The sequence below is a fragment of the Curvibacter sp. GW821-FHT01G03 genome (assembly GCF_059422285.1).
Genome location: NZ_JBWKWP010000016.1, coordinates 114833 through 132074 on the forward strand (window position 1 = coordinate 114833; position 17242 = coordinate 132074).

Annotated in this window: 11 protein-coding genes; 9 read left to right on the plus strand and 2 right to left on the minus strand. The window is 62.6% G+C overall.

Annotation, left to right across the window (positions count from 1 at the left end):
* Positions 1-244: 244 nt before the first annotated feature.
* Positions 245-2083, plus strand: coding sequence for a SulP family inorganic anion transporter (locus AC07VS_RS21930; RefSeq protein WP_494752012.1), 1839 nt, complete (start codon positions 245-247; stop codon positions 2081-2083).
* 658 nt (positions 2084-2741) lie between these two features.
* On the opposite strand, the gene AC07VS_RS21935 is transcribed toward AC07VS_RS21930, so the two are convergent.
* On the minus strand, positions 2742-4013 hold the full coding sequence (locus AC07VS_RS21935; RefSeq protein WP_494751987.1) for an HD-GYP domain-containing protein: 1272 nt from the start codon (positions 4011-4013) through the stop codon (positions 2742-2744).
* A 314-nt stretch (positions 4014-4327) separates the two neighbouring features.
* Here AC07VS_RS21935 and AC07VS_RS21940 point away from each other — a divergent pair, with 314 nt between their 5' ends.
* From AC07VS_RS21940 to AC07VS_RS21955, 4 genes are all read left to right on the plus strand, one after another.
* Complete coding sequence (locus AC07VS_RS21940) at positions 4328-4756, plus strand: type 2 periplasmic-binding domain-containing protein (RefSeq protein WP_494751988.1); 429 nt, start codon at positions 4328-4330, stop codon at positions 4754-4756.
* Positions 4719-5201: a GNAT family N-acetyltransferase gene (locus AC07VS_RS21945; RefSeq protein ID WP_494751989.1), complete on the plus strand. Its 483-nt coding sequence runs from the start codon at positions 4719-4721 to the stop codon at positions 5199-5201. The genes AC07VS_RS21940 and AC07VS_RS21945 overlap by 38 nt, the downstream gene beginning before the upstream one ends.
* Before the next feature lie 71 nt (positions 5202-5272).
* The gene (locus tag AC07VS_RS21950) at positions 5273-5899 is read left to right on the plus strand and encodes a GNAT family N-acetyltransferase (protein ID WP_494752013.1); all 627 of its coding nucleotides are present in this window, start codon (positions 5273-5275) and stop codon (positions 5897-5899) included.
* Complete coding sequence (locus AC07VS_RS21955) at positions 5809-9915, plus strand: PAS domain S-box protein (RefSeq protein ID WP_494751990.1); 4107 nt, start codon at positions 5809-5811, stop codon at positions 9913-9915. The genes AC07VS_RS21950 and AC07VS_RS21955 overlap by 91 nt, the downstream gene beginning before the upstream one ends.
* A gap of 126 nt (positions 9916-10041) precedes the next feature.
* Here AC07VS_RS21955 and AC07VS_RS21960 read toward each other — a convergent pair whose 3' ends face one another.
* Entirely contained in the window at positions 10042-10701 is a 660-nt protein-coding gene (locus tag AC07VS_RS21960) for a LuxR C-terminal-related transcriptional regulator (protein ID WP_494751991.1), read from the minus strand.
* 19 nt (positions 10702-10720) lie between these two features.
* Here AC07VS_RS21960 and AC07VS_RS21965 point away from each other — a divergent pair, with 19 nt between their 5' ends.
* The 4 genes from AC07VS_RS21965 to AC07VS_RS21980 all read left to right on the plus strand — a co-directional run bounded on the left by AC07VS_RS21965 (position 10721) and on the right by AC07VS_RS21980 (position 17241).
* Complete coding sequence (locus AC07VS_RS21965) at positions 10721-12604, plus strand: sensor histidine kinase (RefSeq protein WP_494751992.1); 1884 nt, start codon at positions 10721-10723, stop codon at positions 12602-12604.
* A 112-nt stretch (positions 12605-12716) separates the two neighbouring features.
* Positions 12717-13880, plus strand: a complete 1164-nt coding sequence (locus AC07VS_RS21970) for a hypothetical protein (protein WP_494751993.1) — start codon at positions 12717-12719, stop codon at positions 13878-13880.
* Between the two features lie 14 nt (positions 13881-13894).
* Positions 13895-16429 (plus strand): RND transporter family protein, encoded by a 2535-nt coding sequence (locus AC07VS_RS21975; protein ID WP_494751994.1) that lies wholly within the window; start codon positions 13895-13897, stop codon positions 16427-16429.
* On the plus strand, positions 16426-17241 hold the full coding sequence (locus tag AC07VS_RS21980; RefSeq protein WP_494751995.1) for an outer membrane lipoprotein-sorting protein: 816 nt from the start codon (positions 16426-16428) through the stop codon (positions 17239-17241). Before AC07VS_RS21975 ends, AC07VS_RS21980 begins: the two co-directional genes overlap by 4 nt.
* Position 17242 lies beyond the last annotated feature (1 nt).

Here is a 17242-nt window from a genome sequence, read left to right on the forward strand (position 1 = left end):
GCTTCTCTATAAAATGTATTTTTTGTGAATCATATGTGGCTTGCCGTTTCTGTCGACCGATTTTTGAAGACCCTGCGGCGAACAAGGCCTCAAGTGCGGCGCAGCTTCCTTGGCCCCGAGCTTCTGGGGTAAGCCCTGCGTGGCGCGGCTGACGCGAGGGTGGGGTGCACATCAGGTCGATTTGAGCCACCTGGGTTCGGGGTAAATTGCCAGGGTGAATCCGCAACCAACTCAGACCAAAACGCTGCCAGCGCAGCGAGTGCCTGGCCGAAGGTCCGTGCGGCCTGCTGTGGGCTGGGCGCGCTGGCTTCCGTGCCTTCAGAGGGTCCGCCACTACCCGATCGGATGGCTGGGGCATGACCTCGTGGCCGGTCTGGCGCTGACCGCGGTGTTGGTTCCGGTGGGCATTGCTTACGCGGTCGCCTCTGGGCTGCCCGGCATCTGCGGCTTGTATGCCACTCTGGCTGGCCTGCTGGCGTATGCCTTGTTCGGGCCGAGTCGCATCCTGGTGTTGGGCCCGGATTCCTCGCTGGCCGCCCTGATCCTGGCCGTGGTGTTGCCGCTTTCGGCGGGCGATCCCCAACGGGCGGTCGCGCTGGCCAGCATGATGGCGCTGGTGTCGGGCGCGCTGTGCATCGGTGCCGGCGCCCTGCGATTGGGCTTTGTCACCGAGTTGTTGTCCAAGCCGATCCGGTACGGTTACATGAACGGTATCGCACTGACCGTGATCGTCAGTCAGTTGCCGGGACTGTTCGGCTTCAGTGTCGATGCCCGCGGGCTGTTGGGCGAGGCCTGGCAATTCGGATGGGCCCTGGCGGCGGGCCAGTCGAACCCCAGAGCGCTGGTCATTGGTGCGGGTACCTTGCTGGCGCTTCTTCTGCTCAGGCGGTATCCACGCGCGCCAGGTGTCTTGATCGGCGTACTGGGGGCCACTCTGGTTGTCACCCTGCAGGACTTGGCGTTGACCGACGGCCAGGCAGGTGTGCCTGTACTCGGCGCATTGCCCCAGGGACTCCCTCACTTCTCGCTGCCATGGATCGGCTCCAACGACGTCGCGCCGGTGCTGCTGGGTGGGCTGGCGGTGGCGCTGATCTCGTTCGCCGACACCAGCGTGTTGTCGCGAACCTACGCCGGTCGTTCGGGCACCCATGTCGATCCCAATCAGGAGATGGTTGGCCTGGGGGCCGCCAATCTGGCTGCAGGGCTGTTCCAGGGCTTTCCGATCAGTGCCAGTGCCTCACGCACGCCGGTGGCCGAGGCCGCGGGGGCAAAAACGCAGCTGGCCGGTGTCGTCGGGGCCTGTGCGGTGGGCGCTCTGTTGTTGCTGGCACCCGGTCTGGTGCGCAACGTGCCGGTCGCGGCGCTGTCTGCCGTGGTGATCGCCTCTGCCATCGGACTCATCGAAATCAGTGACCTGCGCCGCATCTGGCGTATCCAGCGCTGGGAGTTCTGGTTGTCCATTGGCTGCCTGCTCGGCGTGGCACTGCTGGGAGCCATACCGGGCATTGGTTTGGCGATTGTCGCTGCGGTCATCGAATTCCTGTGGGATGGCTGGCGCCCCTACTCAGCCGTGCTGGGCAGGGTAGACGGCGTCAAGGGGTATCACGACATCATTCGCCACCCAGAGGCCCGGGTGGTGCCAGGGCTGGTGCTGTTCCGGTGGGATGCGCCGCTGTTCTTCGCCAACGCCGAGTTGTTTCGAGACCGCATGCTGGAGGTGGTCGCCAACTCCCCCACGCCGGTTCGTTGGGTGGTTGTCGGTGCCGAGCCGATGACCAGTGTGGACGTGACCTCAGCCGATGTGCTTGACGAACTCGACCAGACGCTGCACCAGGCGGGCATTGAGCTGTGCTTTGCAGAAATGAAGGGCCCCGTCAAAGACAAGCTCAAGCGCTTTGGGCTGTTTTCCAGACTCGGCGAGCAACGCTTTTTTTCGACGCTCGGAGAAGCGGTGAAGCGCTATCTCGTGGCTGAGTCTGTGGCGTGGGAGGACTGGGAGGATCGCGCCGGGGAGGCCACGCCCGGGAGGCCGAAAGAAGCCTCCACGGCCCTTTTGAGCGATCCATCGGCAGCAGCCCGATGATGAGCCAGGGGCCGGGCACCGATGTCGCCTCCTTTGGGCGTCAGCACGACGGCTTGGGGCTCTGCGTCATTGGTCCACCTTGGGCGGCTTCATTGGCTTTGCCGCGGCGAGGTGTTTCAGCTTCGTTTCGCTCCAAAATTCGATCAACCCAGGATCGGGACCGTCATTTTTTGATGGTTGGAGGGCGCATCGCGAACTGACGAGCACGGCATTCCCTTCTGGCGGGTGGGCTCACAGGGATGGCGCGCGTCGCGGTTTCAATTCATGTCCGCTTCATATTGGCCCGGCACGATGTGATCAGGGAGTTTTGCATCAATGCGCCGACAACATCATTTCAAGAGTGCGAGCTGTCGCGGGCGTTGAATTGATACAGGCGAGACGACCCATTGCAACCAGATACGATTCCATCCAAGTTGTTCTCGGATGAAGAGGCCAAGCGTCATGAAAATACACCTGAAAAATCATCCAGGATTGGTTGGCTGGGGGTCTTGTTGATTGGCGTGCTGATCGCTCTGGGCAGTTTGGCCATTGCCAGAGTATTTCATCGCTTATTCGGGTGAAAGAAACGTGGTATTCATCGACGCCTCGCTTCCGCTTGATTTATCAGCAGCAGCCGATCGGCAGGCCATGTGCGTCTTGGTTGTCAATGCTTCGTGAGTCAGTTGGTTTCTTCGCCGAAATAGTTTCTCACCTGCTCTTCCATCAGAACTCGGGCCTCATCCTCACTCGTATTCTCCAGCCTCTCATAAAGCCCGTTGGCGATGGGAGAAAAAGCCGCCATGACTTCTGGGTCGAAATGTGATCCTGTGTCTTTTTCAAGGATTTTCATGGCATTTTCAAACCCCATGGCTTCTTTGTAAGGTCTTTTGGAGCACAAGGCATCAAAAACATCAACGACTGCAAAGATGCGGGCAGGCAATGGAATGATGGCACCTGCCAGGCCTCTGGGGTAACCCGTGCCATTCCATTTTTCGTGATGCGCTGCAACGACTTCGCTGGCACCGCCAAGCCAGCCAATGCCGTGCAATATGTTTTCGCCATGATGCACGTGGGTGCGCATGATCTCGATTTCTTCTGGGTCCAGTTTGCCGGGCTTCAGCAATATTTTGTCAGGAATGCCTATTTTGCCTACATCGTGCAGGAAGCTACCTACAATCAATTCCTGCATGGCGGTCTTGGACAGGCCCATTTGCGTGCCGACCCTCGCTGCAAGCCATGCCACGCGATAATTGTGGGCACCTGTGTCGGAATCACGCCGGGCGATGGCGCGCCCCAGAGCCTCCATCATGGCAATGTGTGAGTCAAGCACTTCGCGGGCCTTGCGAACATTGTCAGTCGATAAATGAACCATCACGGGGTAAAGCATGGCCCCACATGCCAAGGATGCCAAACACACCATCAACACTGAAATCCATGATGCCCTGAATATTTGATCCTGCTGCCATTGTGGTACGACCCTGACACCTTCAAAATACCCGGTGATTGGCGATTTTTTGTCAAGCGCATTCGACCTGAGTGGGACAAAGACGCGCAACACCCAGTGTTTGGTCGTGGTTTCCAATGTTTCGTAAACCGCCGTCAAAGAACCTGGCCTATCGTGTTTGGTCAGGAGTTGCTCAACCGCCTTGCCCTGGGGGGTGAGTGCTTCAGCGATTTTATTACTTCGATCATCATAAATCTCGGCAATATCGAACATGCCCCCAATGATGGAGTTGGCTGCATGTGCGGCCTGCTCTGCTGCCCCAGATCCATTGAGCTGAGATAACTCCAGGTGATTGATCAGTCGACCGGTTTCTTCGTAGGCGAGAGAAACAATGCTGTCTTCTGCGTTCTCGCGAGCAACGATCCATGCGATCGGACTCGTGATGGAGGCCAGTAGCAAACTGACCAGTCCGATTCGAATGGCAATCTGCTTATTGAGAGAGTTCATGGGCGATATCATTGATCATCATCAATTCAAGGAAGCCCTTTTCCCGCAAGTAGCCGTCTTGATGAAATTTGAGCCTAGGGCAACCCCGGACGATTGGGGGATTGTTTCAAGATGACATGAAGGAAATCTGAACGAAGGGATGCGATTGACATTGACCAGACCTGCCGCCATCACTGTCAATGGGCGCGCAAGCCTGGCTTTTTGTTCAGACAGCACGAACTGTGAACGCCATTGACCCTTTGATTTCAGGGCACGCCTCACAGACGTCTACTGCCTTGTGGGCTGAGCCCAGTTCGGATCGCCCGACGGTTGGCATGCATCCCGGTCTCAAGCCGAGCTTCCCAACAGGCGGCGTCCGGATTGGGTGGGCGGCTGACGTGGTCGAGCAGCAAGGCCTGCAACGCAAGATCGCTGTCACCACGCCGCATTTCCTGACCGTGCCCTTTTTGATCAAGCACAACCCCGAACTGGTGGCCACCATGCCCCAAGAACTGGCACGTGCCTTTGAGGAATACGGGTTCTTGCGCACGATCGAGGTTCCCTCCTCATTGCCACCGTTTGCCCTTCATCAGCATTGGCACCCCCGCTTTCACAAAGACCCCGCCATCGTCTGGCTTCGCGAATGGATCAAGTCGATGTTTGAAAATGACCCGGATGCGGTCTTTCGGGCGCATGAGCTGGCCGGCAGGCCCAGGGGGACTACCGATGGAGACGACGATTCGAAATTTCAGGCCCGGCGATGAAGCCGCGCTGTTCCAGGTCTTTTTCAGCGCCGTGCACGGACTGGCTTGCCGAGACTACACACCCGCGCAAACCCAGGCTTGGGCCCCGGCCGACATGGATCAGGACCTGTGGGCCCAGCGCATGCAAACCCTCAAGCCCTTTGTAGCCGAGCGGGGCGGTGAGATCGTGGGCTATGCCGACCTGCAGGCGCAGGGGCACGTCGACCACTTCTATGTATCTGGCCAACACCCACGCCAAGGCATTGGCGCGCGCTTGATGCTGCACATCCTGGCCCAGGCCGACTCAAGGGGCCTGGCCGAACTGACGGCCGAAGTGAGCGTGACGGCCGAGCCGTTTTTTGCATTGCATGGTTTTCAGGTGCTGGAGCGCCGTTGGCCTGTGCGCAGGGGCGTGGTGCTGGCGAACGCATTGATGCGCCGGTGCCATCACGTGTCATGCACTTGAAATGGCCTCTGTCGCCTGTTGCCAGAAATTGTCGGTAATTCTGGACGAAAACTGGGATGCAGTTTCAACGAATGAACGCGGGCTTCTTCACACAGCGAAGGGCTCAGCACATCGAGATCAGACGCCTGATACCGCTGAATTGCAGGGCGTGCAAACCGTATGGGGTGGTTGAAAATGTGGTGACCCATGCTGATCATCGAAATCAAGGTCACGGCAAGGCGATTCTCCAGCATGCGCTGGCGCAGGCTTGGTCTGCTGGCTGTTACAAGGTCATGCTGATGACGCTCCGAAAGGACGAGGCCACGCTGGGTTTCTACGAGTCATCGGGCATTGATCGTCACAAAAACAAGCCTTCATCGCCAAACCAAAGACCTGGTGGTGCGGAAAATGGGGGCGGCATGAAGACGAGAATGCGGGCTTGTGGAAGCTTGAGTGGTGTCATTCATTCAACCCCGTGCATTCAGCTTGAAGATGTTCGACCTGCACTGGGTTTTCGGCCAAGCCTTTCGCGGCCGATCCGAGTTGAATCAGTGCATGGGGCCGGCCTCTGGGATACAGTCAAAGGCGTTGCCTGCTCCCATGTACCGCCAACCTCAGGACTTTCGGTATGCGCGCTGCCTTCAATCCGCTGTCGGTCGGTCAAGAAAAGGTGTTTCGGCGCACCTTGCTGGCGCTGGTCGCATTGGTCAACGCGTTAGCCATCCTGTTCAATGCCTACACCCTGTCTGAGCAGCGTGACCTCTACCACCAACGGGCTGAGATGCAGGGGCGCAACCTAGCCCGTGCGCTGGACGAGAACCTGGCCGTCAGCATGGGCAAGGTCGAGATTACGCTGGCAGCGGTGGTGGACCGACTCGAAGAGGAGGCCGTGCTGCACAGGCCATGGGACGTGGCAGGCTTGAACGCTTTTCTGGAGCGTCAGGAGGGCCGACTGGTTCCCGGCGCGCGAATCCGGGTATCCGACGCGCACGGCCAGTTGGTGTTGGGCCAAGGGGTGATCGCGGGTCAGGCTTCCTGGGCTGAGCGTGGCTTCTTTTCCGTCCTGAGGGACAAGCCCGATGCCGCAACCTTGATCAGCGACCCTGTGCTGGGGCAGATCGCCAAAGTGCCCGTCATTCCCGTTTCCCGTCGCTATCGCGATGCGGGGGGCGCCTTTGCGGGGGTGGTTTCGATGGCGCTCCCGGTGTCATACCTGCATGAGCAATTGGCCAGACTCGAGTATGGCGCTCATGGCAACGTCATCTTGCGAGATTCCGACCTCAAGCTGATCACCCGCCATCCTGCGCTCCAACAGCCCGAAGGGCAGTTGGGTGCCCCGATATACAACAAGACGCTGATCGCCGGCATCGCCGCTGGCCAGGGCAGCTTTTCGTACCACACTCAGGCGACGCCCGATGGTTACCCGCGCCTGATCACCTACCAGCGCCTGAAGTCGATGCCCTTCCACCTGATTGTCGGCTTGGCGCACGCTGATTATCTGCAGCCCTGGCAAAGCCGGGTGCAGCAGACCGTGATCGGGAACGGGGTGTTCCTGGTCACCACGCTGGTGATGAGCTGGGTGCTGTTGAAAATGCTGGCGGGTTTGCGTCGCGAAGGCAACCACGCGCTGGCCCTGCTCAAGAACGCGAGCGATGGGGTTCATATCCTGGACCGCGATGGCACCCTGATCGAGGTCAGTGATGCCTTCTGTGCGCTGTTGGGCTACACCCGACAGGACCTGCTGGGCATGGGGCTCGACCAATGGGAGGCCGGGACCGGGCAGGGCCCCATCCGCCGTGCGGTGCAGGCGGCGCTGGCCACAGGCCAGCCAGACCAGTTTGAAGCTCGATACCGGCGCAAGGATGGCAGCGAGTTCAGCGCTGAAGTCAGCATCAAACCCATGGTGTCCGACGGGACGGATCTGTTGTACATGGCCTGCCGTGACATCAGCGAGCGCCAAGCAGCCCAGGCCCGCTTGCGTACCAGTGAGGCCTCTCTGCGGGCGGCCAGCCATTTGGCCAAACTGGGCCACTGGCGCTGGGATCTGGTGAACGACCGCTATGAATGGTCGGCCGATGTGTATCGGTTCTATGGCCTGCAGCCCGGGGGAGCACCGATCTCGTTTTCGGACATCCAGGGCCTCTTTGCCGCAGACGACTGGGAGCCCCTGGCCAGGTCCATCGAAGCCTGTCGCCGTGATGGATTGGCCTTTGCCTGCGATGCCCGCATCCACAACGACAGTGGCAGTCCGTTGTGGGTGACGGTGAGAGGTGAGGCCGACGTGGACGGCCAAGGCCGCATCGTGGCCTTGCGCGGCACCGTGCAAGACATCACCGACCATGTTCGACTGCAAAATGAGTTGCGTGAGTCAGGCGCTCAGTTCAAGGGCGTGATTGATGCCGCGCCCATTCCCATGGCCTTGATTGATGCCCAGCATCAGATCACCTACCTGAACCAGTCGTTTGTTCAGACCTTTGGTTACGACTGTGCAGACATCCCCACGGTCCAGCACTGGCTGGAGAACGCCTTTCCTGACCCCGAGTACCGCCGCCGGGTGCAGGCGCGTTGGCAATCGCACCTGGCGGCTTCGCAGGCCGGAGCCGGCCGGTTTGAGCCCATTGAAGCGGAAGTCCACACCCGAATGGGCGAGACGATGACCGTCCTGCTGGCGGGCTCACCCCTGCCCTCCAGCACTTCGGCGCTGTTCCTGGAGACCTTCGTCGATATCACCGCGATCAAGAAGTCAGAGCTTGCTTTGCAGCATTTTGGCCAGATCGTCCAGTCCTCCGACGATGCCATCATCAGCAAGACTCTGAAGGGGCAGGTCACGAGTTGGAACCCGGGGGCCGAGGCCATTTTTGGTTACAGCGCGGCCGAGATGATTGGCCAATCGCTTTTGCGGATCTTTCCGCCCGACCGGGTCGACGAAGAGCGCGACATCCTGGAGCGGCTGGCCATGGATCACTCGTTCAATCACCATGAAACGGTGCGGCTGCATCAGAACGGCGCGCTGATTGATGTTTCGGTCACCATTTCACCGATTCATGACAGCGAAGGTCGGGTGATCGGTATCTCCAAGATCGCCCGAGACATCACGCAACGCAAACGCATCGAGGCGGCACTGGAGCGTGAGCGGGCCATGTACCGCACCTTGATCGACACCCTGCCCGACATGATTTGGCTGAAGGACGCCGCGGGCGTCTACCTGCGTTGCAACCGCCGTTTCGAGGCGTTTTTCGGCGCCAGCGAAGAAGCCATTCTCGGCAAGACCGACTTCGATTTCGTGCCCGCCGAGTTGGCCGATTTCTTCCGTGCCAACGACAAGAACGCGATGGAGAGGAACAGCGCCTCAGTCAATGAAGAAGAGGTCACGTTTGCCTCGGATGGCCATCGTGAATTGTTGGAAACCACCAAGGTCCCCATGCGCGATGTCGGGGGGCAATTGATCGGTGTGTTGGGCATCGGACACGACATCACGGCTCGGCGCCAGGTTGAGAACGAGCTGGAGTTGCATCGCCGCCATTTGCAACTGCTGGTCGATCAGCAGACCGCCGATCTGACGCTGGCCAAAGAGGCGGCAGAAACGGCCAATGTGGCCAAGAGTGCCTTCCTGGCCAACATGAGCCATGAGATCCGCACCCCGATGAATGCCATTTGCGGCATGGTCTATTTGCTGCGCCGAACGGGCGTGAGCGCCGAGCAGGACGCCAAACTGGCGGTCATTGACGCCTCCGGCAAACACCTGCTGGAAGTCATCAACGATGTGCTGGACCTGTCCAAGATCGAGGCGGGCAAGCTCACCCTGGAGGATGGCGCTGTCCATGTGCAGAGCCTGCTTGGCAATGTGGCCTCGATGCTGGGTGAGAAGGCCAAGGAAAAGGGGCTGGACCTGCGCATCGACAACACCTGGCTGTCGCAGAGGCTGCGTGGTGACGCCACCCGCTTGCAGCAGGCCTTGCTCAACTACGCGTCGAATGCCATCAAATTCACCGAGCGCGGCCGGGTGACGTTTCGCGCCCGGTCAGTGCATGAGGATGCGGCTACCGTTCTTCTGCGCTTTGAGGTCGAGGACTCGGGCATTGGCATCACGCCCGAGGTCACGCCCAAGTTGTTCGGCGCCTTTGAGCAGGCCGACAGCTCGATGTCCCGCAAGTATGGCGGCACAGGCCTGGGTCTGGCCATCACCAAGAAGATCGCTGAATTGATGGGAGGCTCGGCAGGCGTCAGCAGTGTGCCGGGGCAGGGCAGCACCTTCTGGTTCACGGCACGTTTGCGCAAGGAAGAGCAGGCGGTGTACCAGGCTCATGTGCGGCCTAGCGGCGAGGTCGAGACACTGCTGAAGAATGAGCACGCGCACAAGAGCGTCCTGCTGGTGGAGGACGAACCCATCAACCGCGATATTGCGGACATGCTGCTCAGTGACGTGGGCCTGCGGGCTGATCAGGCCGAAAACGGTGAGATCGCCGTGCGAATGGCCCAGGCCAAGGCCTATGACCTGATTTTGATGGACATGCAGATGCCCGTTCTGGACGGTCTGCAGGCCACCCGCCAGATCAGGCAGCTTCCTGGCTACCAGCACACGCCCATCGTGGCCATGACCGCCAATGCCTTCGCAGAGGACAAGGCCCGCTGCCTGGACGCTGGCATGAGCGACTTCATTGCCAAGCCCGTGGATCCCCCACTGCTCTACGAAACCCTGTTGGCCTGGCTTTCAGCGCAGTTCCCTTCTGGCTGAGCCGGCTGCGGGGAGGGGGCGCTGGCGGTGCAGTTGGGAGAAGTGGGTGAAGTGCGTGGGGTGGGAGGAAATCAGGCCTGATCATGGATGAGATCCCTTGGACATCGTCCAGGCCCGCACCCCAGCTCACGCACCGCTGCCAGCCAGTGGTGCCGGCTGAGCTTGCAATTCAAACAGCTGCATCTCATGCACTTTCCGAATCAGCTGCGCGGCGCTGCTGACGCCCATTTTTCGCATCAGGTTCTCTCGATGTTTGTCCACCGTCTTGGGCGAGAGTGACAGCAGATCGGCGATTGCCGCGTTGGACAAGCCGTCGTAAACCAGTTTCAGGATCTGCATTTCGCGCCGGGTCAGGTCGACGTCATGCTGCCCGATCAAGGCCTTGACCTCGGGCGGCAACACCTGTCGGCCGGCCAGAACTTCGGCCAGGCAGTGCTGCAGGGTCCGGGCGTCCAGTTCTTTGAGCAGCACGGCATCGGCGCCCAGATCCATCAGTTGCCGCAGCACCCAGGGGCTGGCGGCGCCCGTCAGCATCACGAGGCGCATGGCAGGATGGCGCTGGCGCAAGTACATGGCTAGCGCGGTGGTGTCGCCGCCGGGCATGTGGTAATCCAACAGCAAAAGATCAGGCTGATGTTGCTGTACCAGCGCCTTGAGCTCGGTCAGCGTGCCCGTCTCCGCGACAATGCGCACGCCGGGCATGGTGCCCAGCAACAATTTCAAACCCTCGCGGAACAAGGTGTGGTCATCGGCGAGCAGGAGTGTCTTGGGAACGGTTGCAGACATGGCACGACGTTGGATTCAAATGACTTGGCTCGCCTTGAGCGCGGCGCTGATCTTGGGGTGGGCCGGATTCTACAAGTCGGCCACCGGGGCCCAGGTCGCCCCCTCGGGGCTGATCAGCCCCGCGCAGACGGCATGCCGCCCAGCCATCGGCGCGCAGGTGCTGATGCTGACCGGCTGCCTGCAGGACTTGCCCACCACAGACGGCCTGCGCCACGAGCGGGTGTGGCTGTACAACGATCAGAGCCAGCCGCAAAGCGCGGTGCTGCATCTGGGGGTGCCGGATGTGTTGGCCTTGCGGGTCACGCAGCGCGATGCCGCCACCCAGCAAGCCTTGGTGAACCAGGGCCCGGCGGCGGGGTTTGCCGACCGCCCGTTGCTGCAGCCCCAATGGCAGCTGCCGCTGACGCTGGCGCCCGGGCACCAGGTCATCGAACTGGATTACAGGCTGCACGTCAACGGACGCCTGCAGCTGCAGCTGATGGACCCGGCCACAGCCCAGCGCCAGAACACCCTGGAGCACCTGCTGCACGGCATGGTGCTGGGCATCATGCTGACCCTGCTCGCCGTGGTGTTTGTCTACCGCTTTGTGGGTGGGCCGCGGGCCTATCTGGCCTACGCCGCACTGGTGTTCAGCGAGATGTGCCTGGTCTCGCAAACCAGCGGTTATGGTTTTGCCTACCTGTGGCCAGAATCGCCCCGCTGGAACAATGCGGCGCCCTCGTTGTTCGCGCTGTTCTGCCTGGCCAGCCATGCTTTGTTTGCCATGCACTTTCTGAGGGTGCGCGAACGCTACCCCCGCCTGTACGTCGTGCATCTGGGCGGGCTGATCCTGATGGCCTGCACACTGCCCTGGATCAACCGCCCTCAGATCGAACCCATGCTGATGGCCTGGGCCAGCGCCTATGGGGTGCTGGCCTTGATCACTGCGACCCTGGCATTGCGCGACCGCCTGCCTGGGGCGCGCCTGTACCTGCTCGGGTCGGCCTGCCTGGTCCTGTTTGGCTTTGCGCTGTTTCTCATGGGCATCCTGGGCCTCAACCCCTTGCCCGGCGTGAACTTTTTCCACTACCCCAAGTTGGGGCTGCTGCTGGAATGCACGTTCTTTTCGGTCGCCCTGGTCAACCAGGTGCGGCTGGCCCAACGGCACCAGGCCGAAGCCCGGGTGCGTCGCATGGCCGAGGCCGATGAACTGCTGCATGCCGAGACTGAGCGCCGCACCGCTCTGCAGCACGCCCAGCGCCAGGGCCTGCAACTGGCCAGTGCCAGCCACGATATTTCACAGCCCCTGGGGGCTTTGCGCCTGGCCATCGGCGCCCTGCAAAACCAAGGCCAGGCCGAAGGCATTGCACAGCACCTGCATCGCAGCCTGGACTATGCCGAGTCACTGCTGCGCGGCATCATCGAGGAAACCCGTGACGGCCTGCCCGAACCGCCTGAGCGCATCGAACTGGGCACCCTGCTGGCCGAGCTGGTGCGCGACCACCGCGATCAGGCCCGGGCGCGCGATCTGCAGCTGAGCTATGTCGACAATCGCGTCGACATCGATGCGTCACGCACGGTGCTGCGCCGTATTCTTGGCAATCTGATCAGCAACGCCTTGCGTTACACGCCGCCCAAGGGGCGCGTGCTGCTGGGGGTGCGACGCCGGCAGGGGGGCTTCGAGATCCAGGTCCTCGACACGGGGCCGGGCCTGCTGCCCGCCGATATCCAGGGGCTGCAGGCGTCGTTTCGTCAGGGCCACCATGCGGCCCCCGAAGGCCATGGCCTGGGGTTGTTCATCGTGCGATCGCTGTGTGAGCGAAGCGGCTATGTGCTGCGGGTCCGCTCCCGCCTCAGGCAGGGCAGCTGTTTTGGCATCCTGGTGCCCGACGCACCCGTGCGCCCGCTGCCCGGGCCGCGCTGAAAACTACGGTCAGTACCGTATGGGAAGGCCCTCGGGCCTTTTCTAGCATGGACGCCATGGGTCAGCCGACACATTCCCAACGGGAATCGACGGGCCCGGAGGAACCCCGCCCATGCTCAGCACACTCTGGCGCGCAGCGCTTGCCGCCGCAGACCACCGCAAGGCCATGCGCCTGTTGACCGACCGCCCCGGCCTCGATGTGGCCTTCATCACCAACATCCGCGACGAAGCCGAGCGACGGCGCTTTTTTCCGGCCGGCTCGCCGGCGCACCGCCATGCCAGCGGGCCCCGCATCTACCTGGGGGATGTGGCGGGTCAGGTGCGGGGAATCCCGTTCACCGCGGCGCAGATGGTCGACCGCGAGGAGCGCAAACGCGCCAAGAAGGTCTTCATCGATGCCGTGGCCTGGTCGCAAGACCAGGGCGCCCGGGTGGTGCTGCTGGCCGCCTCGACCAAGCGCCTGTTCGGTCGCGACGGTGCCGAGCTGCGCGAGCGCTTTCCGGACCTGCTTTTCACCATCGGCGACAACGGCACGGCCCACCTGCTTTGCCACGACGTGGCCCGCGCGATTCGCCGTGCGGGTCTGCTGCGGCCCCGCATTCTGGTGATCGGGGCTTATGGCATCCTGGGTTCGGCGGTCTCGCGCGAGCTGCAGCGCCAACGCCACGATGTGGTGGGCTATGGGGTCAACGCCGGCCTTCTGTCCCGGTTCTGGGCCGAGACGGGAATCCAGGTGACCAGTGACCTTGAGCATGCCGGCCATTTCGATGTGGTGGTGGCCTGCACCCACAGCGAAGAATCGAAGCTGGACCCCGCCGCCGTCGATCACCTGCGCCGGCCCCACCGGCGTCTGCTGGTGGTGGATGTGGCCGAACCGGCCAACCTGGACGCGGAAACACTGGCCCGTTGTGCAGGCAAGGTGGTGCGCCAGGACGCCGGCAATGGCCACTCGCCCCACCTGAAATACGTGCTGGGCCCACTCAGCTGGAACAAGCTTCACCTGTCGCAAGGCACGGTCTTTGGCTGCTTCGCCGAGGCCATGTCCTTGTTCCACGCGGTGTACCGGGAGCACAACCCCAGCGCGCTCACCCGTGACTGGTTCGAGGTCACAGACGGCAACATGGCCCTGGTGCGCGAGGCCTTCCAGTCCCTGGATCTGGGTTTGCCAGCGCCTCATTGCTTCGGTCGCCTGGTGACCGACTTCGGGCTGGAGCAGATGCCCGCAGGCGGCGCGTGCATGAGCGCCGCGGGCCTGGGTGCGGCATCTTCCACCTGAATCCGGCGCCGATCATGAACCTGATGCTCAACCCGACAAGAGCGCGGTGGCTGGTTGCGTTTGCGCTGCTGATCACCCTGGCAGGGGCCTGGCTCAACCTGCATGTGCAAAGCGCTGGTATTGTTCAGGACGCGCTGCTGGATGGCGACAACCGCTACGAGCGCTGGCAGCGCGAGGCGGCCGCCCACCCCGACCTCACGCAGGGCGACACGCTGTCCTTTGTCCTGGATTTTCCGCAGGGCATCGGCGCTGAGGGTCTGGGCCAGATCATCCGCATGAGCCAGGAGCTTCGCGCGCAGTTTCCTGAGGGGGTGGTCTGGAGCCTGGCCAGCAACAGCGCCGACTACCGGGTCGATGCGCAGCAGGGCAGGGCCACCCTGGAGAGTCGCCCCCACCTGTCCCAGGCTCTGCTGGACCCCCATGGCCATGTTGCGGCCGATTTCGACCTGGCCGCCTGGAAGCAGCAGGTGCAGCAGGACCGCTCGGTGTATCCGGTGCTGATCGGCCCTGGCTTTGATCACGCCCAGATCGTGGTCTTTTTGCCGCCCGACTACAGCGAGCAAGGCATTCTTGAGCGCTGCGCGCGCTACCTGGAGCAGCGCGACACCCCCACCTGGCAGTGGATGCTGTTCAAAGGGGACATCCGGCCAGCCCCCGCCTATGCCAACGTCAGCCTGGGCGGGTGGGCCGTGGCCCGGGGCCTGATGCATTACGCGCTGATCTCGGATGTGCTGTTCTACTCGACCCTGGGCCTGCTCATTGCAACCCTGGCGGCGGTGTTCTCGCTCGGGTCGTGGCGCCAGGCCTTGCAGGTCAGCGCCTTGATCCTCATGTCCTTCGTGCTGGTGCGCGCCGCCATCCCGGTGATGGACTGGCTGGGGCTTCGCTTTCAGGGCCTGCCGGTGTATGAGCGGGTGTATTTTCTGTTGGTGTTGTCAGCCTTGATCGTGTCGGGCATCTCTTTCAATGTGCGCGCCTTCGAGGCCTACAACGACGCCTGGCGCGAGCACCCGGCCACCCCGCCGGCCGAGCGGTGGCGCCAGGTGGGCGCAGGCTTGCGCGGCAAGTTCAATGTGGTGGCCCTGATCGCCTTCCTGAACTTTGCCACGCTGCCCCAGATTGGCATTCGCGGCATCATGGAGGTGGGCGTGCTGTCTGCTCTGGGCATTGCCTTGCAGCGCCTGCTGGCAGGCCAGGTGTTGCCGGCCTTGCATCTGTGCGTGGGTGGGCTGCACGACGAGCTGGGACCACATCGGTCGGGTCGGCTGAGCCGCCTGCATGCGCGATACCTGCAGGTGATCGATGGGCCGCCCCGGGCCGCCTGGCGTCTGATTGCCGCCTTGCGTCCACGGCAAAGCCTGTTGCTCTCGCTGGGCCTGACCGGGCTGGCCCTGGGCGGCGCACTGGGCATCGTGTTGCACGATGTCGGGCACCCCGCCAACGCCTGGGTCAAGGTGCAGGAACGGCCGATCGACTACCTGCCCCACACCATTGTCGACCGTGCGCGTGCCATGCTCAACCGGCCTGGTGGCGCGGGCTTCGCGCGCCTGTCCTACCTGGTGCTGCCGCGCCACGTCCAGGCCGGGCAGGCCGCCATCGAAGACCCTGCCTTTCTGGCCCAGGCCTTTGAATTTCAGAAGCGGGTGGCGGCCCTGCCGGGGGCGATGCCGGTGCGCTCGGTGCTCGACAAGCTGGGCCAGCTGGCCGAGCGCAGCCCCGACGTGCACGCGGCCTTGCCACACGACCGGGCCCAGGCCCATGAGCTGCTACAGATGATCCGCTGGGATCTGGATGACGACAAGCTGGCCGGCTACTTCTGGTCGGACCAGGGCCTGGTGCTGTATGCCGCCCACGCGGCAGACAACTCGCGCGATTTGCGTGATTTCGCCGATGCGACGATGGCGCTGGCCGAACACGATTTTCCGGGCCTGCAGGTGCTGCCCTTTGGCCGCTTGCACACCTACCATCAGACCGACCAGTACATCAGCCAGGGCAAGCCTCTGAACGTCCTGACGTCGTTCCCGCTGGTGCTGGGCGTGTGCCTGATCTGGCTGGGTTGGCGGCAGGTCGCCCAGCGCAAAAGCCGCGCGGTGGGCGCCCGGACGCTGGCCCCGTTGCGCAGCGCCCTGGCCATCAGCCTGCCCTTCGTGTTTGCCTATTCGCTGGTGGTGATGATGATGGCGCTTTGCCAGATCCCCTTGGACCAGGCCACCGCGTGTGCCACGGCGCTGGGCATCAATGCCGCCATCGACTTTGACATCTATGTGGTGGATGACTTTGCCAGCCGGCTGGGCCAGGGTGATTCGCCGGATGCGGCCCTGCATTACGCCTTGCATGACCGCGGGCGGGTCACGCTGATCGATGCCCAACTCAACGCGGTGTGTTTCAGCTTTTTGCTGTGCTCGCCCTTCCTGCCCATCCAGCGACTGGGCCTGATGATGATGGTGCTTCTGTTGGCCTGCGCCTTTGGTGCGCTGTTTCTCATGACCGGTGTGCTGCGCAGTTGCGTGGAGGCAGACACCACCCTGGCCCCGGAGGCCCTGACATGATGCACAACCCAGCACCGCGCTGCATCGGGCGGCGGGCTCTCAGCCTTTTTTGCCTCGCCGGGCTGGCCTGCGGGGCCTGGAGCGCCTGGGGGGCGCCCCCCGATCCCGCGCAGTTGATCGCCCGCAGCTGGAGCCTGTACCGCAGCGGTGTCCAGACCGAGCTGGAGCAGATCCAGGTGCGTGTGGAGCGGCCCCAGCGCCAGCCTGAACTGAAATCCCTGGTCCGGTGGACCCGGTTCTCCAGCGAGGGCGACAAGGTTCGGGTGCAATTCACTGAACCTGCGCTGGACAAAGGCCTGGGCCTGTTGGTGGTCAGGCAGGCCCAGGCCGCCGGCAACGGCACCCAGATGTGGCTGCGCATGCCCAGCTGGACCCAGGCCCGGCGCCTGAGTGGTGATCGCGAGAGCCGCTACTTTGGCGGTACCGACCTCACGTTCGAGGACAACCGCCAGTTGCTGGGTGAGGCGGTGGCCGATTTTGACTACCAGTTGCTGGCCGCCGACCCTACCGGCTGGCGCATCGAAGCCCGTCCCAAGCCGGGCGTGCTCAGCGCGTACGGCAAACGGATCATCCAGCTGACGCCCGCTTTGGCGGTGGAGCGCATCGACTACCACGACACCCAGGGCCGGCTCTTGAAGGTGCAGCGCCACCCGCAGCTGCAACTGGAGGGATCGGGCCGCTGGCGCCCCCTGCAGGTGGTGATCGACAACCTGCAGGAGGACCGCCGCACGGTGATCGAGATCACCCAGCGTCAATTTGACCCCGGTACCATCGCCAACCGCTTCAACCCAGACGACCTGAGCAACGACTGAC

Excerpts from the sequence above, each read along its gene's own strand:
- AC07VS_RS21935 (WP_494751987.1), bottom strand. The coding sequence starts at position 4,013 with ATGAACTCTCTCAATAAGCAGATTGCCATTCGAATCGGACTGGTCAGT.
- AC07VS_RS21940 (WP_494751988.1), top strand. The coding sequence starts at position 4,328 with ATGCATCCCGGTCTCAAGCCGAGCTTCCCAACAGGCGGCGTCCGGATT.
- AC07VS_RS21945 (WP_494751989.1), top strand. The coding sequence starts at position 4,719 with ATGGAGACGACGATTCGAAATTTCAGGCCCGGCGATGAAGCCGCGCTG.
- AC07VS_RS21950 (WP_494752013.1), top strand. The coding sequence starts at position 5,273 with ATGAACGCGGGCTTCTTCACACAGCGAAGGGCTCAGCACATCGAGATC.
- AC07VS_RS21955 (WP_494751990.1), top strand. The coding sequence starts at position 5,809 with ATGCGCGCTGCCTTCAATCCGCTGTCGGTCGGTCAAGAAAAGGTGTTT.
- AC07VS_RS21960 (WP_494751991.1), bottom strand. The coding sequence starts at position 10,701 with ATGTCTGCAACCGTTCCCAAGACACTCCTGCTCGCCGATGACCACACC.
- AC07VS_RS21965 (WP_494751992.1), top strand. The coding sequence starts at position 10,721 with ATGACTTGGCTCGCCTTGAGCGCGGCGCTGATCTTGGGGTGGGCCGGA.
- AC07VS_RS21970 (WP_494751993.1), top strand. The coding sequence starts at position 12,717 with ATGCTCAGCACACTCTGGCGCGCAGCGCTTGCCGCCGCAGACCACCGC.
- AC07VS_RS21975 (WP_494751994.1), top strand. The coding sequence starts at position 13,895 with ATGAACCTGATGCTCAACCCGACAAGAGCGCGGTGGCTGGTTGCGTTT.
- AC07VS_RS21980 (WP_494751995.1), top strand. The coding sequence starts at position 16,426 with ATGATGCACAACCCAGCACCGCGCTGCATCGGGCGGCGGGCTCTCAGC.